Origin of the sequence: Streptomyces sp. NPDC055955 (assembly GCF_042270245.1) — a bacterium.
Taxonomy (GTDB): Bacteria; Actinomycetota; Actinomycetes; order Streptomycetales; family Streptomycetaceae; genus Streptomyces.
Map to the genome: position 1 here is coordinate 71170 of NZ_JBHJYS010000013.1, position 24006 is coordinate 95175.

At 69.7% G+C, this 24006-nt stretch carries 24 protein-coding genes; 13 read left to right on the forward strand and 11 right to left on the reverse strand.

Annotated elements, in window-relative coordinates; all coding sequences use genetic code 11:
* Window positions 1–2 precede the first annotated feature (2 nt).
* The 5 genes from ACFC96_RS25445 to ACFC96_RS25465 all read left to right on the forward strand — a co-directional run bounded on the left by ACFC96_RS25445 (window position 3) and on the right by ACFC96_RS25465 (window position 3091).
* Window positions 3–845 (forward strand): hypothetical protein, encoded by an 843-nt coding sequence (locus ACFC96_RS25445; protein WP_376614256.1) that lies wholly within the window; start codon window positions 3–5, stop codon window positions 843–845.
* Window positions 846–1022: 177 nt separating this feature from the next.
* Window positions 1023–1214 carry a hypothetical protein gene (locus ACFC96_RS25450; protein ID WP_376227698.1) on the forward strand — a complete coding sequence of 64 codons (192 nt, stop codon included), beginning with the start codon at window positions 1023–1025 and terminating at the stop codon, window positions 1212–1214.
* Window positions 1215–1225: 11 nt separating this feature from the next.
* The gene (locus ACFC96_RS25455; protein WP_376614420.1) at window positions 1226–1822 is read left to right on the forward strand and encodes a pilus assembly protein TadG-related protein; all 597 of its coding nucleotides are present in this window, start codon (window positions 1226–1228) and stop codon (window positions 1820–1822) included.
* Window positions 1823–1845: 23 nt separating this feature from the next.
* Window positions 1846–2421 (forward strand): hypothetical protein, encoded by a 576-nt coding sequence (locus ACFC96_RS25460; RefSeq protein ID WP_376227696.1) that lies wholly within the window; start codon window positions 1846–1848, stop codon window positions 2419–2421.
* 4 nt (window positions 2422–2425) lie between these two features.
* Window positions 2426–3091: an OmpA family protein gene (locus ACFC96_RS25465; RefSeq protein WP_376614258.1), complete on the forward strand. Its 666-nt coding sequence runs from the start codon at window positions 2426–2428 to the stop codon at window positions 3089–3091.
* A gap of 62 nt (window positions 3092–3153) precedes the next feature.
* On the opposite strand, the gene ACFC96_RS25470 is transcribed toward ACFC96_RS25465, so the two are convergent.
* Window positions 3154–4473, reverse strand: a complete 1320-nt coding sequence (locus ACFC96_RS25470) for a cytochrome P450 (RefSeq protein ID WP_376614260.1) — start codon at window positions 4471–4473, stop codon at window positions 3154–3156.
* A gap of 447 nt (window positions 4474–4920) precedes the next feature.
* Entirely contained in the window at window positions 4921–5418 is a 498-nt protein-coding gene (locus ACFC96_RS25475) for a DinB family protein (protein WP_376614262.1), read from the reverse strand.
* A 99-nt stretch (window positions 5419–5517) separates the two neighbouring features.
* Here ACFC96_RS25475 and ACFC96_RS25480 point away from each other — a divergent pair, with 99 nt between their 5' ends.
* A complete protein-coding gene (locus tag ACFC96_RS25480; RefSeq protein ID WP_376614264.1) occupies window positions 5518–6306 on the forward strand; it encodes a class I SAM-dependent methyltransferase in 789 nt (262 codons plus the stop codon).
* Window positions 6307–6655: 349 nt separating this feature from the next.
* On the opposite strand, the gene ACFC96_RS25485 is transcribed toward ACFC96_RS25480, so the two are convergent.
* Entirely contained in the window at window positions 6656–6991 is a 336-nt protein-coding gene (locus ACFC96_RS25485; protein ID WP_376257751.1) for a DUF192 domain-containing protein, read from the reverse strand.
* 337 nt (window positions 6992–7328) lie between these two features.
* On the opposite strand from ACFC96_RS25485, the gene ACFC96_RS25490 reads away from it, so the two are divergent.
* Complete coding sequence (locus tag ACFC96_RS25490; RefSeq protein ID WP_376614266.1) at window positions 7329–7847, forward strand: hypothetical protein; 519 nt, start codon at window positions 7329–7331, stop codon at window positions 7845–7847.
* A gap of 49 nt (window positions 7848–7896) precedes the next feature.
* On the opposite strand, the gene mgrA is transcribed toward ACFC96_RS25490, so the two are convergent.
* Window positions 7897–8937, reverse strand: coding sequence for an L-glyceraldehyde 3-phosphate reductase (mgrA, locus tag ACFC96_RS25495; RefSeq protein WP_376257755.1), 1041 nt, complete (start codon window positions 8935–8937; stop codon window positions 7897–7899).
* A gap of 133 nt (window positions 8938–9070) precedes the next feature.
* Here mgrA and ACFC96_RS25500 point away from each other — a divergent pair, with 133 nt between their 5' ends.
* The 4 genes from ACFC96_RS25500 (at window position 9071) to ACFC96_RS25515 (ending at window position 14161) form a co-directional block, all read left to right on the forward strand.
* The gene (locus ACFC96_RS25500) at window positions 9071–9832 is read left to right on the forward strand and encodes an isoprenyl transferase (protein WP_116510472.1); all 762 of its coding nucleotides are present in this window, start codon (window positions 9071–9073) and stop codon (window positions 9830–9832) included.
* A 320-nt stretch (window positions 9833–10152) separates the two neighbouring features.
* A complete protein-coding gene (locus ACFC96_RS25505) occupies window positions 10153–11472 on the forward strand; it encodes a PhoH family protein (RefSeq protein ID WP_376257759.1) in 1320 nt (439 codons plus the stop codon).
* 409 nt (window positions 11473–11881) lie between these two features.
* The gene (locus tag ACFC96_RS25510) at window positions 11882–12613 is read left to right on the forward strand and encodes a lytic transglycosylase domain-containing protein (RefSeq protein WP_376257760.1); all 732 of its coding nucleotides are present in this window, start codon (window positions 11882–11884) and stop codon (window positions 12611–12613) included.
* A 147-nt stretch (window positions 12614–12760) separates the two neighbouring features.
* Window positions 12761–14161: an AI-2E family transporter gene (locus ACFC96_RS25515; RefSeq protein ID WP_376614268.1), complete on the forward strand. Its 1401-nt coding sequence runs from the start codon at window positions 12761–12763 to the stop codon at window positions 14159–14161.
* A gap of 95 nt (window positions 14162–14256) precedes the next feature.
* On the opposite strand, the gene ACFC96_RS25520 is transcribed toward ACFC96_RS25515, so the two are convergent.
* Together ACFC96_RS25520 and ACFC96_RS25525 are read right to left on the reverse strand one after the other, a co-directional pair.
* Window positions 14257–14787: an alkyl hydroperoxide reductase gene (locus ACFC96_RS25520; protein WP_100598183.1), complete on the reverse strand. Its 531-nt coding sequence runs from the start codon at window positions 14785–14787 to the stop codon at window positions 14257–14259.
* 6 nt (window positions 14788–14793) lie between these two features.
* A complete protein-coding gene (locus ACFC96_RS25525; protein ID WP_100598182.1) occupies window positions 14794–15348 on the reverse strand; it encodes a peroxiredoxin in 555 nt (184 codons plus the stop codon).
* 154 nt (window positions 15349–15502) lie between these two features.
* On the opposite strand from ACFC96_RS25525, the gene ACFC96_RS25530 reads away from it, so the two are divergent.
* Entirely contained in the window at window positions 15503–16444 is a 942-nt protein-coding gene (locus ACFC96_RS25530) for a LysR substrate-binding domain-containing protein (protein WP_376257764.1), read from the forward strand.
* Window positions 16445–16480: 36 nt separating this feature from the next.
* On the opposite strand, the gene ACFC96_RS25535 is transcribed toward ACFC96_RS25530, so the two are convergent.
* The 5 genes from ACFC96_RS25535 to ACFC96_RS25555 all read right to left on the reverse strand — a co-directional run bounded on the left by ACFC96_RS25535 (window position 16481) and on the right by ACFC96_RS25555 (window position 21412).
* Window positions 16481–18886 carry an FtsX-like permease family protein gene (locus tag ACFC96_RS25535; protein WP_376614270.1) on the reverse strand — a complete coding sequence of 802 codons (2406 nt, stop codon included), beginning with the start codon at window positions 18884–18886 and terminating at the stop codon, window positions 16481–16483.
* On the reverse strand, window positions 18883–19569 hold the full coding sequence (locus ACFC96_RS25540; protein ID WP_376614272.1) for an ABC transporter ATP-binding protein: 687 nt from the start codon (window positions 19567–19569) through the stop codon (window positions 18883–18885). The genes ACFC96_RS25535 and ACFC96_RS25540 overlap by 4 nt, the downstream gene beginning before the upstream one ends.
* Window positions 19566–20093, reverse strand: a complete 528-nt coding sequence (locus ACFC96_RS25545; protein ID WP_376257770.1) for a PadR family transcriptional regulator — start codon at window positions 20091–20093, stop codon at window positions 19566–19568. The genes ACFC96_RS25540 and ACFC96_RS25545 overlap by 4 nt, the downstream gene beginning before the upstream one ends.
* A 111-nt stretch (window positions 20094–20204) precedes the next feature.
* Complete coding sequence (locus ACFC96_RS25550; RefSeq protein WP_376257772.1) at window positions 20205–20486, reverse strand: hypothetical protein; 282 nt, start codon at window positions 20484–20486, stop codon at window positions 20205–20207.
* Window positions 20483–21412: an SPFH domain-containing protein gene (locus ACFC96_RS25555; protein WP_376614273.1), complete on the reverse strand. Its 930-nt coding sequence runs from the start codon at window positions 21410–21412 to the stop codon at window positions 20483–20485. The genes ACFC96_RS25550 and ACFC96_RS25555 overlap by 4 nt, the downstream gene beginning before the upstream one ends.
* Window positions 21413–21680: 268 nt before the next feature.
* Here ACFC96_RS25555 and ACFC96_RS25560 point away from each other — a divergent pair, with 268 nt between their 5' ends.
* A complete protein-coding gene (locus ACFC96_RS25560; RefSeq protein ID WP_376614275.1) occupies window positions 21681–23984 on the forward strand; it encodes a transglycosylase domain-containing protein in 2304 nt (767 codons plus the stop codon).
* Window positions 23985–24006 lie beyond the last annotated feature (22 nt).

Below are 24006 nucleotides of genomic sequence, written 5' to 3' on the forward strand. Positions count from 1 at the left end.
GGATGAAGAACAGAGCTGTCTCGGCCGTCTCGACGGCGGGCGCCTGCCTGGCGCTGACCGCGCTCACCCTGCTCACGGCCTGTGGCCGCTTCGAATCCCACCCGGAGCGGTCCGTAACGGCGATCCCGTCCGAGGTGCCGGCCAAGCCGACGTACACCACGGCGAAGGCGGTCGCGCGGGCGATGGGCGAGGCCGGCCTCGACTGCGAGACCGTGCGCAGCCGGGACTACGACGGCAGCTCCACGGCGGACTGCGTCGCGACGGTCGACGGAGTGAAGGTCGAGAACGAGATCTCGGTCTTCGACCCCGACGTCGTGTCGAGGACGGAGATCGGTACGTCGATCGAGTCCCGGCGCACCGGCGCGTACGCGCAGACGCTGGTCGCGGCCGGGAACTGGTACATCCGCGTCATGGACCCGCCGTCCGCCCCGGCGATCGCGAAGGCGCTGCACGCGGTGGTCCTGGACGCGAAGGGCAAGGGGGCGAAGACCCCCGCGTACCCGCTCCCGGACATCCCCGCCGCCCCCGTCTACAAGAAGGTCGACGCCCTGGCGGACGACCTGGCCGCGTCGGTGGGCTGCTTCCAGCGGGAGACGACGAGCACCGGGAGCATCAAGTGCGAGACCGGGAAGCTGGGTTCGGGGGACTCCGACTGCGCGGTCCTGACCCTGCACCCGACCCACGCCCGCCGCGACGCCGCTCTGCGCGAGGCGATCAAGTACCGCGGGGTCCCCGCCGAGCTGGTCACCGCGGGGAACTGGACCGTCAACCTCTGCGACACCACCCTCGGCGCGAAGGTCGCCCGCGACCTGGGTGGGGTCGTGGTGGCGTACGACGGGCGGTGAGGGGCATGACAGGAAGCGACCAACTTCCGGTCAAGCGTGCACCGTTAATGTGCGAAACACGGCACAGAGGGTTGCAGTTCCCGTACGTTGCGTATGGTGCCCGGGAGGTTCGGGGCGGCGCAGTCGTACGGGAACGAAGGGGAAACCGTGCTGAAGGAACGCGTACTCGGGGTGTGGGTGAAGTGGACCGTGACGGTGGGGGACCGCGTCCGCGGGAGGGAACGGGATTCCGGGGCGGGGTTCGTGGAGTATGCGGGGCTGATGATTTTGATTGCGGGGATCTATACGCTGATCGATCAGCTCGGCTTGAACGGTCGGATCTCCCAGGCCATCGGCAACGCGGTCGACGACGTCATCGGCGGAGGCTGATCACTCGACGACTGCGGAGCGACTCAGGGCAGACACTCCCGATTTACATATGGCTGACGGGGATTCTGCTCTTCGCTGCGTTCGCTCTCTTCGCTTTCGCTCAGGCCGCATCCGCTCGCAACGGAGCTCAGTCGGCCGCTGATGCGGCTGCTTTGGCTGCGGCGCAGGACAGCCGGGAGGAGCTGATTGACGGCCTCGGGCTGGGCATAGGGGATGGGGACGACTGGATCGACTGGTTGGCCGGCGAGGGATTCACCGGAGATGGTGCTCAGACGGCTGCCGAGCAGCTGGCGGCAGACAACGATTCCACAGTGCTGGGCACTGTCCAACCGACGACTGTCAACGGGTATCCGGGCTACAAGGTGGAGATTCGGACTCAGTACACAGTGGGCGAATCCATCATTCCAGGAACCGAATCCAAGCATGCCAAAGCGGAGGCCACGGCAGTCATCCAGCCCCGTTGTGCGGCTGATCCCGAAGCAGACCCGAAGAAGGACGTGGCCTTCCATTGCGATGGTGGTGAGGACTTCGATATCGACCCGGGCGACTTCACTCCTGAGGATCTCCCTGACGCATCCGTCCTGTTCTCCGTGCACTTGGCCGACTGATGAGAGCGACGAAAGGAAACGCAATGAAGGGCCGAAAGGTACTGACCGCGGTAGCGATCACGGCTGGGCTGGCCCTCTCGGTGGCCGGTTGTGGCGGAGGTGATGACGGCGACTCCGGTAAGGGGTCCTCATCGTCGGCACCCGCTAAGCGGAGCGGTGGCGAGAAGCAGGAAAGCGAGTCGCCGACGACGCCGACAGACAAGACCCTGGCCGAGGTGAAGAGCAACGGCATTACTCTCACCGTTACCCAGGCATCACGCGACGAAGGCGGCTTCGTCACCGTCAGCGGCAGGGTGACGAACGGCACCGACGGACGCTGGATCGGTGCTGAATGGATCAGCGATGAGACGGAACTCAAGAAGAACGGCGGCTCCTTGGCCGGAGCTAGTCTTGTCGATGAGGCGGGCAAGAAGAAGTACCTCATCCTCCGTGACACATCCGGGCGTTGCCTCTGCACGAAATTCCAAGGGGGGGTACCGCAAGGCGGCACCATCGACTGGTTCGCCCAATTCCCCGCGCCTCCTGAAGGCACCACGAAGGTTCAGCTCCAAGTGCCGACAATGCCCCCCGCCCCCGTAGAGATCTCCGAGGGCGAGTAACCCCATGCCCCTCACCCATCGCCTCGCCGCGTTCACCACCGTCGCCCTGATCACCCTCGGCGGAAGCCTCAGTGGCAGTGCCTATGCCGATGATCCGGGGCCGTCAGGCGCTCCGCCGGGGAGTACGACCACTTCGCCGCCGCCGGACGTCGACGCCAACAGCCCGGGGCTGAAGCTCGCCGACGGCGCCACGCTCGCGCCGGCCAAGGTGCTCGACATCAAGTCCGTCGTCGAGGACCTGTCGGGTGATGAGCGGCGCGAGGACACCAATCAGGACGTGAAGTTCGCACTCCAGGCGGAGGTGCTGTTCCAGAAGGACAGTTCCCAGCTGAATCCGGACGCCAAGTCCCGGATCCAGGCCATCGCCGATGAGATCAAGGCGCAGCACGCCACGAACGTCCGCGTCTTCGGCTTCACGGACGACCTCGGGTCGTACGCACACGGGCTGACGCTCTCGAAGAAGCGCGCGGAGGCCGTGCACGACGAGCTGGCGGCAGCCCTCGGTTCACAGGACGAGGACGTCACGTTCGCGGTACGGGGCTACAGCGAGGACTACCCGATCGCCGACAACAACAGCGAAGAGGGCCGCAGGAAGAACCGCCGCGTGGAGGTGTCGTTCCCGAGAGGGTCGGCGGCCGACTCGGACGGCGCGGCTGACACGGGTCAGTAGTACCCCTGGCGGAGTACCCCTGGCGGCCACTGGCGTCGGTCATGCCCCTGGCGAGGCAGGCGCTAGCCGAGCCGGACCGGCAGTGAGTCCACCCCGTACACGATCGACAGCTTGCGGAACTCCAGGTCCCGGGGCTCGACGGCGAGCTGCAACTCGGGGAAACGGCGGACCAGTTGAGGGAAGGCCGCGCGCAGCTCCATCTTGCCGAGTTCGGCGCCGATGCAGCGGTGGATGCCGTAGCCGAACGCGAGGTGGGAGCCGGTGACCTGGCGGGACGGGTCGAAGCGGTCCATGTCCTCGCCGAGACGCGCGTCGCGGTCGGCCGCGCTGAGGGAGACGAGGACGATGTCGCCGCCGGATATCTGGACCCCGCCTATCTCGACGTCTTCGCGCGCGAAGCGCGGGAACGCGGTCTGGACGACGGTCAGATGGCGCAGCAGCTCGTCGACGAAAGGCGCGGCGACGGCCTCCGGGTCCTCCGCGTCGCGCAGCGCGGTGAAGTGCTCGGGGTTCTGGAGCAGGATGAGCGTGCCGAGCGCCAGCATGCTCGCGGTGGTCTCGAGGCCGCCGGTGAGGACGCCGTCGGCGAGGCCCGTGAGCTCCTCGTCCGTGATGGAGTCGCCGTATTCGCGTACGAGCATGCCGAGGAGGCCGTCGCCGGGGTTGCGGCGCTGCTCGGCCACGATCCCGCGCAGGTAGTCGAGGGACTGCGACACGGCGCTGAACGACGCGCCCGCGCCGCCGAACACGTCGAACCGGGCCACGGAGAACTGCTGGAAGTCGTCGCGGTCCTCATAGGGGACGCCGAGCAGTTCGCAGATCACCAGAGCGGGCACCGGCATCGCGAAGTGCTCGACGAGGTCCACGGGACCGTCGCCGTCCGCGGCCTTCGCTAGGTCGGCGAGGCGCTCCTCGACGATGGCGTGGATACGGGGCGTGAGCCGGGAGAGCCGGCGCATCGTGAACTCCGGCGTCAGCATCTTCCGCAGCCGGGTGTGGTCCGGCGGGTCGGTGAAGCCGAGTCCGCCCGGGTTCTGGTCGTTGGTGACACCGGTGTTGCCGACCAGGTTCCGGAAGTCGTTGCTGAAGGCGGACCCGTGGCCCAGTACCGCCTTCGCCTCGTCGTAGCCGGTGACCAGCCAGACCGTCATGCCGGGGATGGGCAGCCTGCTGACGGGCTCCCGGTCACGGAGCTCGCCGATCTCGGCCACCGGGTCGAGGCCCTCGCGGCGCAGCGGAAGGAGGGCCGCGTCGGGCAGCTTCGAGAGGACGGAGAGGTCGAGGCCGCCCTTCTTCCGGAGCCGGGCGAAGTAGAGGCGGGTGAGCCAGGCCGCTATCGCTGAACGGGCAGAACGAACGGAGCGGAGGGAACGATCGGACATGTGCTCGCATTTCGGCGCGGGACGGACGGTGCCGTTACCTGTGTCGGGCAGCGGTGCCCGGAGCGGATTGGCCCAGGGTACGTGGAGAACACTCGTAGGCCGAGAGCGGGCGGACGGTGACCTCCGCCGCTCGCTTCGGCGGGCAGGCTCCGTGAACCGGGCCGGAGTTCGGTCGGAACCCGGCGTCGGTCACGCGGCCGTCGCCCGGCAATTCGCCGACCGGCCCGCGACGGTCACGCGCCCGCCTTCCCGTGATCCGGCGACGGGCACCCGACCGTCACCCCTGGATCTCCTGACCGTCACCTTTGGATCTCCTGACCGTCACCCCTGGACGTCCTGACGATCCCCCTCGACGTCCTGACCGTCACCCCTGGACGTCCCGACGATCCCCCTCGACGTCCTGACCGTCACCCCCTCCACGACCCGACCACCACCCCTCTCGACTCTCTACGCCCCCTGGTGATCCCCCGCCGCGCCGTCGATCAGCTCCCGCAGGATGTCGATGTGGCCCGCGTGCCGGGCCGTCTCCTCCAGCATGTGGATGAGGACCCACCGCATCGACACCTTCTTGCCGTTCCACGACGTGCCGGTCTCCTCGAGCCCGACCTCGGCGATCACGGCGTCGGCCGCGGCCCGCGCCCGGCCGTAGAACGCGGTGATGCTCTGCGTGGACTCCTCGGGGCCCACCCGCAGGTCCTCGTCCGTCTCGGGGTCGAACCACAGCGGCTCCACGGGCCGTCCGAACGTCTCGCAGAACCAGCCGTACTCGACCGACGCCAGATGCTTGACCAGGCCGAGGAGGCTGTTCCCCGACGGTGACATCGGCCGCCGCACCTGCTCCTCGTCGAGACCCTCCAGCTTCCAGAGCACGACATCGCGGTGCCGGTCCAGCGCCGCCAGCAGACTTTCCTTCTCGCCCCCGGTGCAGGGCACGTGGATTCCCATGGCGGGGAACGTAGCAGCGCCCGCCGACAGCGCCCCCTCCCGTGCGGCCCGCGCAAAAAGCACGTGCCGTCGCGGGAGCACCGCTGCGAACATGGCCCCATGAGCACACCCCCCACCCACGCCGGCCGCCCCTTCGACGAGCTCCTCGCGGAGGCGGCCGCCGCCCCCGTGGAGGGCTGGGACTTCTCGTGGTTCGAGGGCCGGGCCACCGAGGAGCGGCCGTCCTGGGGATACGCGCGTGCCATGGGCGAGCGCATGGGCCGGGCCTCGGCCGGGCTCGACCTCCAGACCGGCGGCGGTGAGGTGCTCGCCTCCGCGCCGAAGCTGCCCCCGCTGATCGCCACCACCGAGGGCTGGCCGCCCAACGTCGCCAAGGCCTCCGCGCTGCTCGCCCCGCGCGGTGTCGTGGTCGTCGCCTCGCCGGAGGGTGCGCCGCTGCCGTTCGCCGACGGCACGTTCGACCTGGTGACCAGCCGCCATCCGGTGAAGGCCCCGTTCGCCGAGATCGCCCGGGTACTGGCGCCCGGGGGTACGTACTTCGCGCAGCACGTCGGCCCGAGCAGCGTCTTCGAGGTCGTCGAGTTCTTCCTCGGGCCGCAGCCGGACGAGGTCAGGAACGGCCGTGACCCGGAGGGCGAGCGCGCCGAGGCCGAGGCGGCCGGCCTCGATGTCGTCGACCTGCGCGCGGAGCGTCTGCGCATCGAGTTCCACGACGTCGGGGCCGTCGTGCACTTCCTGCGCAAGGTGATCTGGATGGTTCCGGGCTTCACCGTCGAGGCGTACCGGCCGCGACTCCTCGAGCTGCATGAACGGATCGCGCAGGAAGGGCCGTTCGTCGCCCACAGCACCCGCCACCTGATCGAGGCCCGCAAACCGATCGCCGGGTGATTCACGGCAATTGGTGGGCAAGCGGGAGGAGTTCACCGGGCTCTTCCGGAGTCCTGCCGTCCAACCGATTCCGCATCGTTATCGACAATGGCTCGCTACACGTGTCACCGTCACGTAGGTTCAGACCAAGGCAATTCGCGTGAGCAAAGCTGCGCGGCGGCGCCGTGCAGTGGAGGGGGCTGCGCGGTGCCGCGTGCCTTCCCCTTCGTCCGGGGGTACGGGGCCTTCGCCTTCCCCTTTATCCGGGGTCACCGGACCGTCCCGCGATCACCGGACCGTCCTGCGAGACGCGAGACGCGAGACGCGAGACGCGAGACGCGAGACGCGAGACGCGAGACGCGAGACGCCGTCACCATCCCAGGACCGTCACCCGCACCCCCCGTCGCACTCCCCACCGCGCCATCGACCCCGCCTCGGACTCCAGGACGCGCCGGGCGCGCAACCGGGGGAGTCCGATCCGTCCGGGCCGCATCGTCCGCACGGAGAGCACCGTGCCGCGCCCATCCAGATACGCCACATCTATGGAGAAGCGCATCCCCAGGGTGTGGACACTCGACGACGACGTCAGCAGGAGCGCGCCGTTCACCCCGTCCCGGCCGAGGAGGCCACGTCGCCGCGCCGGTCCCGACTCCGCGATCTCCAGCGGCAGTTCGGTCCCGAGTCCCGGCACGGTGAAGGTCGCCATGGGGTCGCAGCCAACCTCCGGGGCTGCTGTGGCGTCAAGCGCGCGGCGTCGCCCGGCTAACCCGTGAGGGGGACCCCGCGTGTGGGCCGCAAGCCGGGAAAACCGTTGCGAAACCCCGCCCGAACCGGCTGGAAACAGACGTCCAGCCGTCGTCGGGTGACTTCGGAGAGTAGTTGTCGCACGCCGATGCACCCACCATCACTTACGAAGGGTTATGGTGGAAACCCCCCCTCGGGCCGGTCCGTCTCCCCCCCACGGACCGGCCCGTTTTTTGTCTTCGGCCGGGGCGCGCGTGTGCGCCCCCTCGGGGCACGGCGCCGCCGTTAGAGTCCCCGGCATGCCGAACGACCATCCGCACCAGGCGCCGCCCACCGCTACCGGCCCGCACGGAGACCGGAGTCGGCGCGGCGCTCCCGTCCCCTATATCCCCGGCCCCTCCAGCGCGCCCGGACCGTACGGGACGAACCCGCAGGTCGCCTCCGTACCGCCCCTGAGCATGCCGCACTCGCTCCGCGCCGCCCGGACGACCACGTACGTGATGGTGGGCCTCGCACTCCTCGCCTCCGCGGCGGTCGGCGTGACCGAGGGGGCGCGGGGCGCCGGCGCCGCGTTCGGCGGGAACGTCTTCGGCGTCGTGCTGCTGGTCCTCGCCTGCTTCTACGGGAGGGCGGGGCGTGGGCTGCGCGTCACGTCGATCGTCATCGCGAGCGTGCAGATCCTGCTCGGCCTGAGCGCGACGATGCGCGGCAACATCGGTGGGCCCATCGCGCTGGTCGGAGCGGTCGTCATGGTCGTCCTGCTCGGCCGGGCGAGCACCGGCGCGTGGTTCCGCAGGCCGCGTACCCCCGGCGCCTAGAAGGAGTCCTGGCGCGAGGGCCGCGGCCCGCGGAACGGAACGGGAGGGGTCAGCTCCGGCCGGCCCAGATGTTCGTGCCCGGGGTCGACACCGCGAACGAATCGATTTCGGACAGCTCTTCGTCGGTGAGCTTCGGGCCGGCCAGCGCCGCCACGTTCTCCTCGAGCTGCCGGACGCTGGACGCGCCGATCAGGGCCGACGTCATCCGCTCGTCCCGCAGCACCCAGTTGAGCGCGAGCTGCGCGAGGGACTGGCCGCGGCGCTGAGCGATGTCGTTGAGACCGTTCAGCCGGCGGATGACCTCGGAGTCGCCCGCGAGACCCGGGTCGAGGGATTTGCCCTGCGTGGCGCGCGAACCCTCCGGGATGCCCTTCAGGTACTTGTCCGTGAGCAGGCCCTGCGCGAGCGGCACGAAGGAGATGCAGCCCATGCCGGCCGTCTCCAGGGTGTCGAGCAGGCCGTCGTCCTCGGTCCAGCGGTTGATCATCGAGTACGAGGGCTGGTGGATGAGCGCAGGGACGCCCATCTCCTTCAGCAGGCGCGCCGCCTCGGCGGTCTGCTCGCTGTTGTACGAGGACACGCCCACGTACAGCGCCTTGCCCTGCTGCACGGCGGACGCGAGCGCGCCCATCGTCTCCTCGAGCGGGGTGTCCGGGTCGAAGCGGTGGGAGTAGAAGATGTCGACGTAGTCGAGGCCCATCCGTGACAGGGACGCGTCGAGGGACGACAGCAGGTACTTGCGGCTGCCCCACTCCCCGTACGGGCCCGGGTGCATGAGATAGCCCGCCTTGGTCGAAATGATCAGCTCGTCCCGGTACGGGGCGAAGTCCTGGGCGAACATCTTGCCGAAGTTCAGCTCGGCGGAGCCGGGGGGCGGCCCGTAGTTGTTCGCCAGGTCGAAGTGGGTGACACCGATGTCAAAAGCGCGGCGGAGGATCTCCCGCTGCGAGTCGAGGGTGCGGTCGTCACCGAAGTTGTGCCACAGGCCGAGCGAGATCGCGGGCAGCTTGAGACCGCTGCGGCCGGTGCGCCGGTACTCCATCGAGTCGTAGCGGTCCGCGGCGGCGCGGTAGGAAGACGTGTCGTTCATGGGTACGAAGCTACGTCAGAGCACCGACAGCCCACAGCATCGGAGCACAGACACCCCACAGTGAGGACTACGCCTCACAGCGGTAGGCTTTCGCCCTCGGGGACTGCCGTCTGCACGGAGGGGCTGAAAGACAGTGAACCTGCGCGACCTGGTGTACGGACTTTACGCACGCCGGGTGGAAGGCCGTCTCGACCACGACCAGGTGCCCAAACACATCGGGGTCATCCTCGACGGGAACAGGCGCTGGGCGAAGGCTTCCGGTGGCACTGCGGCGCAGGGCCACCAGGCCGGCGCGTACAAGATCGAGGAGTTCCTCGGCTGGTGTGCCGAGACGGACGTCGAGGTCGTCACCCTCTGGATGCTGTCGACGGACAACTTCGACCGTCCCGAGGAGGAGCTGCGGCCGCTCCTCGGCATCATCGAGGAGACCGTCCGCAGCCTCGCCGTCGACGGCCGCTGGCGCGTCCACCACGTCGGCACCCTCGACCTCCTCCCCGCCCGCACCCAGACCGTCCTCAAGGAGGCCGAGCAGGCCACCGCCGACAACACGGGGATACTCGTGAACGTCGCGGTCGGCTACGGCGGCCGCCAGGAGATCGCCGACGCGGTGCGCTCCCTCCTGCTCGACCACGCGGACAAGGGCACCGCCCTCGAGGAGATCGCCGAGAGCGTCGACATCGACCAGATCTCCAAGCACCTCTACACCAGCGGGCAGCCCGACCCCGACCTCGTCATCCGCACGAGCGGCGAGCAGCGCCTGTCCGGATTCATGCTGTGGCAGTCGGCCCATTCCGAGTACTACTTCTGCGAAGTTTTCTGGCCCGCCTTCCGCAAGGTGGACTTCCTGCGCGCCCTGCGCGACTACGCCGCCCGCCACCGGCGTTACGGCGGCTGACCTCGGGGACGTACGTCACCAGGAGTTAACGCGCGCGCCGTCATATGCCGTGGCATGGCCGCGCGTGTTCGAGGGAATAAGCCTTCCAGGTCGATGTCCGATTCACGGACGTCGAGTCTCAGCGGACGGCACGGGGCTGTCCGCCCGGGAGGCCCTTTGCGCCAGGACGACCACGCGGAGAGCACGCGCTCCGCTGGAGAGGCTGGGGGCCGGTCCACGGCCCACGCATCGCGGCCGTCGACCGGCGGGTACGACCCGCCCCGCCCGGCCCGGGATCCCTCTGTCGCTCCCCGACCTCATCCGAGGGGGTACGTCCTTCCGTGGTGACCAGCAACAAGCGCCAGCCCGACCGGCGCACTTATGTTCTCGACACCAGCGTCCTGCTGGCCGACCCGAACGCCCTGACCAGGTTCGACGAGCACGAAGTGGTGCTCCCGATCGTCGTGGTCACGGAACTGGAGGCCAAGCGGCACCATCCGGAGCTCGGATACTTCGCCCGGCAGGCCCTGCGCCTGCTGGACGACTTCCGTGTCCGCCACGGACGCCTGGACGCCCCGATCCCCATCGGTGATCTGGGCGGGACCCTGCGCGTCGAGCTGAACCACTCGGATCCGGGCGTTCTCCCGGCGGGTTACCGCCTGGGGGACAACGACTCCCGCATCCTCGCCGTCGCCCGCAACCTCCAGGCCGAGGGGTACGACGTCACCGTCGTCTCCAAGGATCTGCCGCTGCGCATCAAGGCGTCGTCGGTCGGCCTGCTCGCCGAGGAGTACCGCGCCGAGCTCGCCATCACGGACTCCGGCTGGACCGGGATGTCCGAGCTGCGGCTCTCCGGTGAGCAGGTGGACCTCCTCTTCGAGGAGGAGAGCCTGTACGTACCGGAGGCGGCGGAGCTGCCCGTCCACACCGGCCTGACCATCCAGTCCGAGCGCGGCAAGGCGCTCGGCAGGATCACGGCCGAGGGCAACGTCCGTCTGGTGCGCGGCGACCGCGAGGCGTTCGGTATCAAGGGACGCAGTGCCGAGCAGCGCATCGCGCTCGATCTGCTCCTCGACCCGGACATCGGGATCCTGTCGATGGGAGGCCGGGCCGGCACCGGCAAGTCGGCGCTCGCGCTCTGCGCGGGCCTCGAAGCGGTGCTCGAACGGCGCCAGCACCAGAAGGTGATGGTCTTCCGTCCGCTGTACGCGGTGGGAGGCCAGGAGCTCGGCTATCTGCCGGGCACCGAGGCGGAGAAGATGGGCCCGTGGGCGCAGGCGGTCTTCGACACGCTCGGGTCCGTCGCCGGCAAGGCCGTCATCGAGGAGGTCACCGCGCGCGGCATGCTGGAGGTCCTGCCGCTGACCCACATCCGCGGCCGCTCCCTGCATGACGCGTTCGTGATCGTGGACGAGGCCCAATCCCTCGAACGGAACGTCCTTTTGACCGTTCTGTCGAGGATCGGGGCGAATTCGCGGGTCGTACTCACGCACGACGTGGCGCAGCGCGACAACCTGCGGGTCGGCCGGTACGACGGTGTGGTCGCCGTCGTCGAAAAGCTGAAGGGGCACCCGCTGTTCGCACACGTCACGCTCACGCGTTCGGAGCGTTCGCAGATCGCGGCCCTGGTCACCGAGATGCTGGAGGACGGCCCCTTGTGAGGGGAGAGCGAGTGAAGCGCCCCATCTTGTAGGGGTTGAGCGGTAGTTGGCGCCGCCCGGCGAAGCGCAGGAGCTTAGCCGGGCGGCGTTGTGCCGTGCGCTTGTTTCCGAGAAACCGCTGGGGCAAACGAGGTGTGAGCTTTCCCACTTGGATGAGAATTGCCTTGAGGCAACCGCGTCCGGCAGAGTCTCAGTCCTGTCAGGCCCCGCATACGACACTTGTGCATCCACAGCATTAAGAGCACCACGGACACCAGAACTTCACAGAGGCCGTCGTATGCCGCCCGAGCACCACGCGGCTCTCCCGTAGCGGGAGTTGCCCACCGGGCCCGTGTCTCCCGTGACCCCGCAGTTGGGAGGCCAGCGCCAGGGGCACGATTGCGTCCGCGAGGGTCACCTACAGCGGGCGATGCTGGAAGGAAACCGTGTGAGCCGGATTTCGGTCCGGGGATTCGCAGTGGCTTCGGCCACCGCGGTCACCACAGTCGGCGCAGTCGTGGGTGTTGCCTCGGGCAGCACCGCTCAGCCCTCCACCAACGAGGCTGAGGCCACGGCGAGCGACGCGACCCTCCTCGCCGACATACCCGCGGGTCAGCAGGCCCAGGTGCAGACCGCCACGCTGACGCAGCAGGCGGAGACGCAGGCCATCGCCGCGGACAACGCTGCGCAGAAGTCGGCGGAGGAAGCAGCCCGTAAGAAGGCCGCCGAGGACGCCGTCGCCAAGCAGAAGGCCGCCGCCGACGCCAAGGAGAAGGCGGAGAAGGAGGCCAAGGAGCGCGAGGAGGCCAAGAAGGTCGCCAGCCGCTCGGCCACCCGCGACGCCTCCAGCTTCGCCACGCAGGCTTCCTACACGGCGTCGCAGATTCAGGCGATGGCGCGTCAGATGGTGCCCGCCGGGCAGTTCCAGTGCTTCAGCAACATCGTGGACCACGAGTCCAGCTGGAACTACCGGGCGACCAACGCCTCCTCCGGTGCCTACGGTCTCTTCCAGGCGCTGCCCGCGTCCAAGTACTCCAGCGCGGGCGCCGACTGGCAGACCAACCCGGCCACCCAGATCAAGTGGGGCCTCAACTACATGGACAGCCGCTACGGCAGCCCGTGCGAGGCCTGGAGCTTCTGGCAGGCCAACCACTGGTACTAGAAGCCGGTACAGCTTCATGACGGGTCCCTGGGCCCGTCAACCTTCCTGAGCCCCTCGCCGTCATACGGTGAGGGGCTTCGGCATGTACGGTCGGAGCCGACGACTCCCGGGGGAGTGGTGAGAGAGCACGGGGGAAGAGGGCAGATCATGTCGCGAGTTCCAGGATGGCTCGGCCGGCTCGGCGAGGAGCTGAGCCGGATGGGGGAGCGGTTGGACGAGCGCCGCGCCGAGGCCGAGCGTGACGACGGCGGGCACGACCCCGCTCCGGACATCGCTCCGCACGCCCACGACGCCGCTCGGGCATCCGCGCACATGACCGCCGAGGCGCCCCGGGTGCCCGTGACCGGGCCGGAGCACGGCGGCGGCGACCACGTACCCCCGCCGCCCGCGTACGCACCCGCGATAGCGGCCAGGCCCGACCCCGTCGCGGCCGTGCCGTGGGGGATGCGGGTCGCGGCCGAGGCCGGCTGGCGGCTGCTCGTCCTCGCGGGCGCCCTGTGGGTCCTGATGAAGGTCATCAGCGCCGTGCAACTGGTCGTGTACGCGTTCGTCGCCGCGATGCTCATCACCGCGCTCCTCCAGCCGACCGTGGCCCGTCTGAGGAGGCACGGCGTGCCGCGGGGCCTGGCCACGGCGCTGACCGCGATCCTCGGCTTCGTCATCATGGGACTCGTCGGCTGGTTCGTCGTGTGGCAGGTCCAGGAGAACATCGACAACCTCTCGGACCAGATCCAGGACGGCATCGACGAGCTGCGCAGATGGCTCCTCAACAGCCCGTTCCACGTGACCGAGAGTCAGATCAACGACATCGCCAAGTCCCTGCGCGACGCGGTCGGCGCCAACACCGACCAGATCACGTCCGCCGGCCTCGAAGGCGTGACCGTCATCGTCGAGGCCCTCACCGGCATCCTGCTCACGGTGTTCTCGACGCTGTTCCTGCTCTACGACGGCCGGCGCATCTGGGAGTGGACCACCAGGCTCGTCCCGGCGCAGGCCCGTCCGGGCATCGCGGGTGCGGGCCCCCGCGCGTGGCGCACGCTCACCGCGTACGTGCGCGGCACGGTGATAGTCGCCCTGATCGACGCGATCTTCATCGGGCTCGGCATCTTCTTCCTCGGCGTCCCGATGGCGGTGCCGCTCGCCGTCTTCATCTTCCTGTTCGCGTTCATCCCGCTGGTGGGCGCGGTGATCTCGGGAGCGCTCGCGGTGGTGGTGGCCCTGGTCACCCAGGGCGTTTTCACGGCCGTCATGACGCTCGCGGTGGTACTGGCCGTGCAGCAGATCGAGGGCCACATCCTCCAGCCGTTCATCCTGGGCCGGGCCGTGCGGGTGCATCCGCTCGCGGTGGTGCTCTCCGTCGCTGCCGGGGGCCTGGTGAACGGGATCGGCGGTGCGGTGGTGGCGGTGCCGCTCGTGGCCGTGACGAACACGGTCGTCGGCTATCTGCGCGCGCACTCGCGGGAGGCGGCGCTGCGGCAGGCGCCCGCGCCGCACGGGGCGAGCGCCATCGACGTGGCGCCGGTCGATCCGACGGCCGGGAAGACCTAGGGTCTTCGGTCCGGACGCACGAGAACGCCGGGCGGGCTGAATTTCCTTCAGCCCGCCCGGCGTTCTCGTATGCGATGACCGGGGTGATCCGTCCGTCAGGACAGGACGTCCTCGGAGTCCAGGGTGACGCCCACGGCCTGGATGACCGCCGCGATCTTGAACGCTTCCTGGATCGTCTCGCGGTCGACGCCCGCCTTGCGCAGCACCTGCTCGTGCGAGTCGAGGCACTGGCCGCAGCCGTTGATCGCGGAGACCGCGAGCGACCACAGCTCGAAGTCGACCTTCTCGACGCCCGGGTTGCCGATGACGTTCATCCGCAGGCCGGCGCGCAGCGTCCCGTACTCCGGGTCGGAGAGCAGGTGGCGCGTGCGGTAGAAGACGTTGTTCATCGCCATGACGGCGGCGGCCGACTTGGCGGCCGTGTAGGCCTCCGGCGACAGGTTCGCCTTCGCCTCCGGCTCCAGCTCGCGCAGGACGCGCGGCGAGCGGGACGCGATGGCGCAGGCGAGCACGGTGCCCCACAGCTGCTGCTGCGGCAGGTCGGAGTTGCCGATGACCGAGCCGAGGTTCAGGCGCAGGTCCTTGGCGTAGTCCGGGACGGCGGACTTGAGTTCGTCGAGAGCCATGTCAGATCACTCGCCCGACAGGAGCGCGACCGGGTCGAGGGTGTTCTCGCCCTTGGTCCAGTTGCACGGGCACAGCTCGTCGGTCTGCAGGGCGTCGAGGACCCGCAGGACCTCCTTGGGGTTACGGCCCACGGAACCGGCGGTCACCATCGTGAACTGGATCTCGTTGTTCTGGTCGACGATGAAGACGGCGCGCTGCGCGAAGCCGTCCTCGCCCTCGATGCCGAGGTCGCGCATGAGCTCGTGCTTCGAGTCGGCGAGCATCGGGAAGGGCAGGTCGGTCAGGTCCGGGTGGTCCTTGCGCCAGGCGTGGTGCACGAACTCGGAGTCACCGGAGAAGCCGAGGATCTGGGCGTCACGGTCGGCGAACTCGTCGTTCAGCTTGCCGAACGCGGCGATCTCGGTCGGGCACACGAAGGTGAAGTCCTTGGGCCACGCGAAGACGATCTTCCACTTGCCCTCGTAGGTCTTGTGGTCGATCTGCTCGAACTCCTTGCCCTTCTCCAGGGAGACACAGGCAGTCAGATCGAACTGGGGGAACTTGTCACCGACAGTGAGCACGCACTACTCCTTGCAGCATGGATGGGCCCTTTTTGAGGGCTTTCCAAGGGGGTTGGACTGGCCCCGATCGTGGCACAGGGTGCATTGATTATGGAAATAGCTAGACTCGGTTGTGTTGATCGGAACCGGCTATCAGTAGCCGTAGGTAAGAGGAGTGACCGTGGCCGGCATCAAGCGGCGACAGCCGAGTCTCGCGCAGCTACGGGCCTTCGCCGCCGTCGCGGAGCATCTGCACTTCCGGGACGCGGCCGCCGCGATCGGCATGAGCCAGCCCGCGCTCTCCGGCGCCGTGTCCGCCCTGGAGGAGTCCCTCGGCGTGACCCTGCTCGAGCGCACGACCCGCAAGGTGCTGCTCTCGCCCGCGGGTGAGCGGCTCGCGGTGCGCGCGAAGGCCGTGCTCGACGAGGTGGGCGCGCTGATGGAGGAGGCCGAGGCGGTACGGGCGCCGTTCACGGGAGCGCTCCGGCTCGGCGTCATCCCCACTGTGGCGCCCTACCTCCTGCCGGCAGTCCTGCGCCTCGTCCACGAGAAGTACCCGGACCTGGACCTCCAGGTCCACGAGGAGCAGACGTCGTCCCTGCTGGAAGGGCTCGCGGCCGGGCGGCTCGATCTGCTGCTGCTCGCCGTGCCGCTCGGGATGCCCGGCGTCACCGAACTGCCGCTGTTCGACGAGGACTTCGTGCTCGTCACGCCGCTCGACCACTGGCTCGGGGGCCGGGAGGGCATCCCGCGCGAGGCGCTGCGCGAACTGCGGCTCCTGCTGCTCGACGAGGGGCACTGCCTGCGCGACCAGGCGCTCGACATCTGCCGCGAGGCCGGCCGCGCGGACGCCCCGGTGACCACGACGGCCGCCGGTCTGTCCACGCTGGTCCAGCTCGTCGCGGGCGGGCTCGGCGTGACGCTGCTGCCGCGCACCGCGCTCGCCGTGGAGACCAGTCGCAGCAGTCAGTTGCTCACCGGGTTCTTCGAGGACCCGGCGCCGACCCGCCGCATCGCCCTCGCCATGCGGACGGGCGCCGCGCGCAGCGCCGAGTACGAGGAGCTGGCCGCGGCCCTGCGCGAGGCGGTGCGGCCGCTGCCGGTACGGGTGCTGTGACCTCGGGGGCGACAACGTCCGTACCGGCAGGGCGTGTTACTCGGTGCGCAGGCCGTCCGGCCGCATCATGCGCCACAGCGGCGGCAGGCTGAGGAGCGTCACCACCGCGATGAGCGCGGCGCCGCCCGCCGTGAGGGGTGCGAACGCCCACCAGTCGGCGACCTGCTTGTCGATCATGCGGGTCATGACACAGCCGAGGCCGAGCCCGCCCCCGACCGCGAGTCCGAGGCCGAGCGCGACCGGGATCGCCGTCTGCCACAGGACCGACCAGGCCATCGAGCGGCGCCGTGTGCCGAACGCGGTCAGGGCCGCCAACAGCCTCTTGCGCTCCCGCAGTTGCTCCAGCGTGGAGACCAGCATGGACGCCGCGATCAGGGCCATCGTCGCGGCCGCGCCGATCTGCAGGCCCCTCGCGATGCTCGCGTACTGCCTGTCGCGGTCGACCGCCTTGATCGACATCACGTCGAGCATCGGATCGATGTGGGCCGCGGTGTTGCGCACGTACTCCTCGGCGTCCGGCACCTTCGGGTCGATCTGCACCATGGCCGTGGTCGTCGCCTCGGTCAGCTTCGTGCTGTCGATCGCGCCGGGGGTGGCGAGGATGCCGTCGACCTTGTCGCCGGCCGGGCTGGGCCGCGCCTGCACCGTGCGGGCGTCCGCGGGCAGTGTCCACAGGATCCGGCTCGCCTCGCCGCCGTCGCCGGGCCCCACGTCGACGGGCTTGCCGGGGCGCGCCGACCGGTCGACCCAGTCGTTCATCTTCCGGTCGCCGGTGTGCGAGACGAAGGTGTCGCCGTCGCGGCAGCTGCCGACGCGGGCCAGCTCGCGCAGGGTCGCGCAGGTGCCGACGCTGATCATCGTCGTGGGCTGGATCTCGCCCTCCGCGACCGGCCCGGGGCGCGTGGCGTACGTCGACACGGTGCCGATGACGCTCTGGACGCCCTCCGTGGCACGGAAGTCGTCGATCATCCGCTGCGCGATCCTGCCGTCGCCGACCAGGGAGCGCACCGTCAGCTGAGCGCGGTGCGGGTCCTGGCCCGTGACCCGGTTGAAGTCGTCGTGCATCGACGCGAACATCATCTGCAGGGCGACCGCGCCGGCCACCGCGATGGTGATGCCACTGACCGCTCGGGCCGCGGTGCCGCTGCTCAACTGGAGCCGCCGTGTGGCCAGTTGCCATGGCACCGGACCGCCGCGCAGCCGGCCCACGACCGATTCGAGCAGCCAGGGAAGCAGCGTGCTCAGGCCGACCAGGGCCAGGGTCGCGCCGGTGGCGATGGCGTACGTGCTGATGTCCTGGTCGGTACTGCTGACCCGGCCGACGGCCAGAAGGATCCCGATGCCCGCGATCGGCAGGAGCAGTCGCCACCACAGACGCCGCCCGCGGGGCGTGCCGCCGCGCACGACACCGAGCGGTTCGATGGCCACCGAGCGCAGTGAGAAGACGGTGACCAGGACCGCCGAGAGCGGCACGGCCACGACGATCAGCGCGGCGAGCACCGGCACCGGCCGCAGGTCCGACGGGAACGCGCTGACCTTGTCGATGTCGACCACGGCGACCAGCTGCCGGATGGCGAGGAAGAACACGGCGCCGACAGCCAGGCCGAGCAGCGCCCCGAACAGGGACTCACCGGCCGCGATGCGCCGTACCGCCCTGGCGTCCGCCCCGACCAGGCGCAGCGCCGCCAGGCGCCGGTCGCGCCGGTCGCCGCCGAACCGCACCGCCGTACCGATGAAGACGGCCACGGGCGTGAGCAGTACGACACAGATCAGTACGACGAGCGCCATCAGGAGCGCGTTCAGCGGCTCCGACATGTCGTCGCCGAACCGCGCCGCCCGGTAACCCCCGTCGCTGGGCATGAGGGTGCCGGATCCCGCGTAGTAGAACAGCTCCTGAGGGGAGACCAGGCCGGCGTCGGCGATCGTCCCGGTGACGCGGTAGTCGCTGAAGCGCTCCTTGAGGAGCTGCGCGCCGGGGTCGTCGAGGAGATCGCGCAGCGCCGGTGAGACCACCATCTCGTGGTCGCCGGGCAGCTTGCCGAGGCCGGGCGGCAGGACGGGCCGGCCGCCCTCGGCGTGTACGAACCTGCCCTCCAGCGAGTGGTCGCGGAACGTCGTGAACGTGTCCCGCATCAGCAGCGTCGCGTCGGACCGCTTGACCTTGCCCGGTCCCGACAGCCGGTCCATGGCCTCGCGCGCCGAGGAGCGCTCGCTGCGGTGGTCGGTGAGGTACGGCACGGACGCGGCGCCGAGCAGCAGCGCGACGCCGAGGCCCACGCCGACGGCGGTGAGGATCGTGCGGACCCAGCCCTCGCGCCCGCCGCCAGCCGCGAAGCGCAGGCCCATGCCCAGATCGCGGATCCAGGCGCGCACACCGGTGGGCGCGGAGGACTCCGCCGCGACCGCGGGCGCGGGCTGCGGCTTCGTGCGCGTCGCGCTCATGCGATGCGCTCCATGTCGCGGGACCGGCCGTCGCGGACGATGATCTCGCGGTCCGAGTAGGCGGCGACACGGGCTTCGTGGGTGACCAGGACGACGGCGGCGTGGGTGGAGCGGGCGGCTTCGGTGAGCAGCTCCATGACGCGCTCGCCGTTGAGGGAGTCGAGGGCGCCGGTGGGTTCGTCGGCGAACAGGACACGGGGGCCGGTGGCCAGGGCGCGGGCGACGGCGACGCGCTGGCCCTGTCCGCCGGAGACCTCGCCGGGGCGCTGGCCGGTGAGGTCGTCGACCTCCAGGCGCTCCATCCAGGCGCGGGCGGTGGCCTCGGCGGCCTTGCGCTTGGCGCCGTTGAGGCGCAGGGGCAGGGCGACGTTCTCGAGGCAGGTGAGTTCGGGGACCAGCTGGCCGAACTGGAAGACGAAGCCGAAGTCGCTGCGGCGCAGGGCGCTGCGGGCGGCGTCGGACAGGGTGGCGAGGTTCTTGCCCGCGTAGGTGATGGTGCCTTCGTCGGGGGTGACGATGCCGGCGAGGCAGTGCAGGAGGGTCGACTTGCCCGAGCCGGAGGGGCCCATGACGGCGACGACCTCGCCCGGGTGGACGGACAGCTCGGCGCCGTTGAGGGCCTTGGTGGCGCCGTAGGTCTTGTGCAGACCGTGGGCGGTCAGGAGGGAGCCGGCGGGGGTCATGGCTTGCGCACCTCCGCGGCGAGCCTGTCCAGGCGGGCGGCCGTGAGTTCGAGCCAACGCAGATCCGCTTCGAGGTGGAACAGGGCGTGGTCGCAGATGAGCTGGTCGGCGAGGTCGCCCTTGCGCTTGCGGTCGGTGAGGATGCGCATCATCCGCAGGTGCTCGCCGCGCTGGGTGTCCAGGATCGTGGCGGCGTCGCGGTCGGTGAGCAGCGCGAGGACGACCTTGGTGTAGAGGACGGACTGGAGGTAGGGCTCGGGTGCCTCGGGGGTGGCGAGCCAGCGCTGGACGTCGGTGATGCCGGCGTCGGTGATGGCGTAGCGCTTGCGCTCCGGGCCGCCGCCGGCCTCGATCCCGTCGACCTCGACCAGGCCGTTCTTCAGGAGCCGGGACATGGTCGAGTAGACCTGTCCGTAGTGCAGCGGCTTGTCGTGCCCGAAGGTGGCGTCGAAGGTGCGCTTGAGGTCGTAGCCGTGCCGGGGGCCCGACTCGAGAAGTCCCAGAAGGGTGTGACCGATGGACATGGCGGCCACTATACATAGCAGGTATACGTAGTGTGTATAGCTGCTAGGGGCAGGGCTCCGGGAGGGCTTCGGGGGGAAGCGTGAACGGTCCGGGGCGTCCGCCCGGACCGTTCACGCTTCCTCGTCCCCCGTGGATCCCTTGGGGGGCCGCCCCCGCCGCGGCAGCGGCCCCGCCGAGCCGGGCAGCCGCCCGGCCTCCGCGAGAGCGCGCCGCAGCAGGAACTCGATCTGCGCGTTCGCCGAGCGCAGGTCGTCCCCGGCCCACCGTGCGAGCGCGTCGTACACGAGCGGGTCGAGCCGCAGCAGTACCTGCTTGCGCTGCGGCCGCGACCGGCGCGCGGGTCCCCGAGGGGGATCCTCGTGGGCCTCGTGCGTCTCGTCGGGGCGGCTCACTGGTAGAGCGTTCCCGTGTTCAGGACCGGCTGGGCTGCGCGGTCGCCGCACAGGACCACGAGCAGATTGCTGACCATGGCCGCCTTGCGCTCCTCGTCGAGCGCCACGAAGTCCTGCTCCGTGATCCGGGCGAGCGCGTCCTCGACCATGCCGACCGCGCCGTCCACGATGAGCCGCCGCGCCGCGACCACGGCACCCGCCTGCTGGCGCTGGAGCATGGCCGAGGCGATCTCGGGGGCGTATGCGAGGTGAGTGAACCGCGATTCGATGATCTGCACGCCCGCGGTCTCCACGCGCGCGTGGAGCTCGACGGCGAGCTTCTCGGTGATCTCCTCGGCGTTGCCGCGCAGCGAGAGGCCGGCCTCGTCGTGCGCGTCGTAGGGGTACTCGATGGCGATGTGCCGCACGGCCGCCTCGGTCTGCGTGGCGACGAACTCCAGGAAGTTGTCCACCTCGAAGGTGGCCTGCGCCGTGTCCTCGACGCGCCACACGACGACGGCGGCCAGCTCGATCGGGTTGCCGTAGGCGTCGTTGACCTTGAGGACGGCCGTCTCGTGGTTGCGTACGCGGGTCGAGATCTTGGTGCGGGACGTCAGCGGGTTCACCCAGCGCAGGCCGTCCTCGCGGATCGTGCCCCGGTAGCGGCCGAAGAGCTGGACGACGCGGGCCTCGCCCGGCGCCACCATGTTCAGCCCGCACATCGCGAAGAAAGCGGCTATCGCGACCACGACGCCGAGGACGATCAGCCCCGCCTTCCCGCCCGCCGACGACAGCGAGGCGCCGGTCACGATGATGGCGACGCCCGCGATCAGGCCGATGAGGCCGAGCAGCAGGGCGAGCCCGCCGCCGATGCTGTGAGCGACGACCTCCTTGACGCGCGGCTTGGGCATCTCGGGTACGTCGACTGTGGTGTCCGTCTCGGACATGAGGGTCCCCGTCCTGTGAGCTGGCGGTTCTCGCGAACCAGGTCTAGCAAAGTGATATCACTTTATCGCAGGCGGCAACCATCCGCCCCTCTCGGTCGTCGGTTCCCATGGGGCAGGTGCTGATTGTCACGTCCTGAAATGCCCGGATAGGCAGCTTTTTGCCCTTAGGTGCGGTGTTAGCTTCATGAGCTGATTCAGCACCGATGAGCGTGAAGTGCGCGCTGTGCGCACGGCTGTGTCAGCGACTAGAAGCGGAGTAACGGGAGCCATGGGTCGAGCGGAAGCGAGACGAGCACGGCAGCGCGGCGGCGCGCGCCGGGCGGCACGCGGGGGCTCGTCCACCCGGCGCACGGGTATACGCCGCTTCTTCACCTGGAAGAAGATCCTCGGCACGCTCCTCGGCCTGTGCCTGCTCGGCATGGGCGCGTTCATCGTGCTGTACCTGGTGATCGACGTGCCCGAGGGCAACGCCCTCGCGAAGAAGCAGAGCAACGTCTACAAGTACAGCGACGGCTCGGTCATGGCCCGCACCGGCGATGTCAACCGCGAGATCGTCGACCTCTCCGAGGTGCCCACGGGTGTGCAGCACACCTTCGTCGCCGCCGAGAACAAGTCGTTCTACGACGACAAGGGCGTCGACCTGCGCGGCACCGCCCGCGGCGTGCTCAACACGGTCACGGGCAAGGGCAAGCAGGGCGGCTCGACCATCACCCAGCAGTACGTGAAGAACTACTACCTGACGCAGGACCAGACGGTCAGCCGCAAGCTGAAGGAAATCGTCATCTCGCTGAAGGTGGACCGCCAGAAGTCCAAGGAATACATACTCGCGGGGTACATCAACACCAGCTACTACGGCCGCGGCGCCTCGGGCATCCAGGCCGCCGCCCAGGCCTACTACGGCGTCGACGCGAGCCAGCTGGACGTGGCGCAGGGCGCGTACCTCGCGGCGCTGCTCCAGGCCCCCAGCCAGTACGACTGGGCCGTCGCCTCCGACACCGGCAAGAAGCTGGTGAAGCAGCGCTGGAACTACGTGCTCGACAACATGGTCGAGAAGCACTGGCTCTCCGCGAGCGCGCGGGCCGGCATGAAGTTCCCGGTGCCGGAGAAGCCGAAGGCCGCGCCCGGCCTCGAAGGCCAGACCGGCTATCTCGTGAAGGCCGCCGACGCCTCGCTGGAACAGCAGCTCGTCGCCCAGGGCTCCTCGGAGAAGGACGCCGAGAACATGGTCAACGACGGCGGCTGGACCATCACGCTCAACATCGACAAGAAGAAGCAGGACCAGCTGGAGAAGGCCGTCAAGGCCAAGCTCACCGGCAAGCTCAACCCCAAGTCCCGCAAGACCGACGCCAATGTGCAGGCGGGCGCCGTCTCCGTCGACCCCAAGACGGGCCGCGTCCTCGCGCTGTACGGCGGCGAGGGGCTCACCAAGCACTGGACGAACAACGCGACGCGGCGCGACTACCAGCCCGCCTCCACGTTCAAGCCGCTCATCTTCGCCTCGGCCCTGGAGAACCAGGCGCAGACGCAGACCGGCAAGCCGATCACCGCGAACACGATCTACGACGGCACGAGCAGGCGCCCCGTCGTGGACGGCGGCAGCAAGGTCGGCTTCGCCCCGCCGAACGAGGACGACGTCGACTACGGCCCCTCCACCGTCCAGAAGGCCATGAACAAGTCCATCAACTCCGTCTTCGCGCAGATGGGCGTGGACGTCGGCATGGACGAGGTCATGAAGACGGCCGGCGAGCTCGGCATGGACGTCAAGGACCAGCAGGCCGTACCCGCGCAGACCCTGGGCTCCATGGGCGCCAGCCCGATGGAGATGGCGGGCGTCTACGCGACCCTCGACAACCACGGCAGGAAGGTCACCCCGGCGATCCTCAAGAGCGCCGACCACAAGGACCGCACGGTCGAGCTCCCCGACCCGATCGGCACCCAGGTCATCAGCCGCGGCGCCGCCGACTCGGTCACCTCGGTGCTCACCGGCGTGGTCGACGACGGTACGGGCTTCGCCGTGCGCAACTCCCGCCAGGACGTCGCGGGCAAGACCGGTACGTCCGACGAGGACAAGTCGGCCTGGTTCACGGGCTACACGCCGAAGCTGGTCACCTCGGTGGGCCTGTTCGGCGAGCAGGCCACGGACGTCAAGAAGTCCGACGGCACGGTGGTCAAGGCCGGTACGCACGTGACGCTGAAGGGCGCCGGAGGCGGCGGCCGTGTCAACGGCGGCGGCTTCCCGGCCGAGATCTGGGCGGCGTACACGTTCGACGCGATGGGTTCCCCGAGCGAGTTCGACCTCGACACGGACATGGGCGCGGCCGTCCAGGTGCCGTCCACCCCGCAGGACACCCCGAGTGCCCCGGAGTCGACCCCCGAGAACACGCCGAGTGCCCCGGAGTCGACCCCCGAGGACACGCCGAGCGCCCCGGAGTCGACCCCCGAGTCCACTCCGCCGACCGACGATCCGTCAGGCGGCGTCACGCCCCCGACCGGCCCGTCGTCGCCGACCTTCGGAGTCCCGGAGGACCCGGCCGACTCGGGCGGCGACAAGCCACGCGGCATGACCGGCTGACAGTGACGCACGCGAGTGGGCC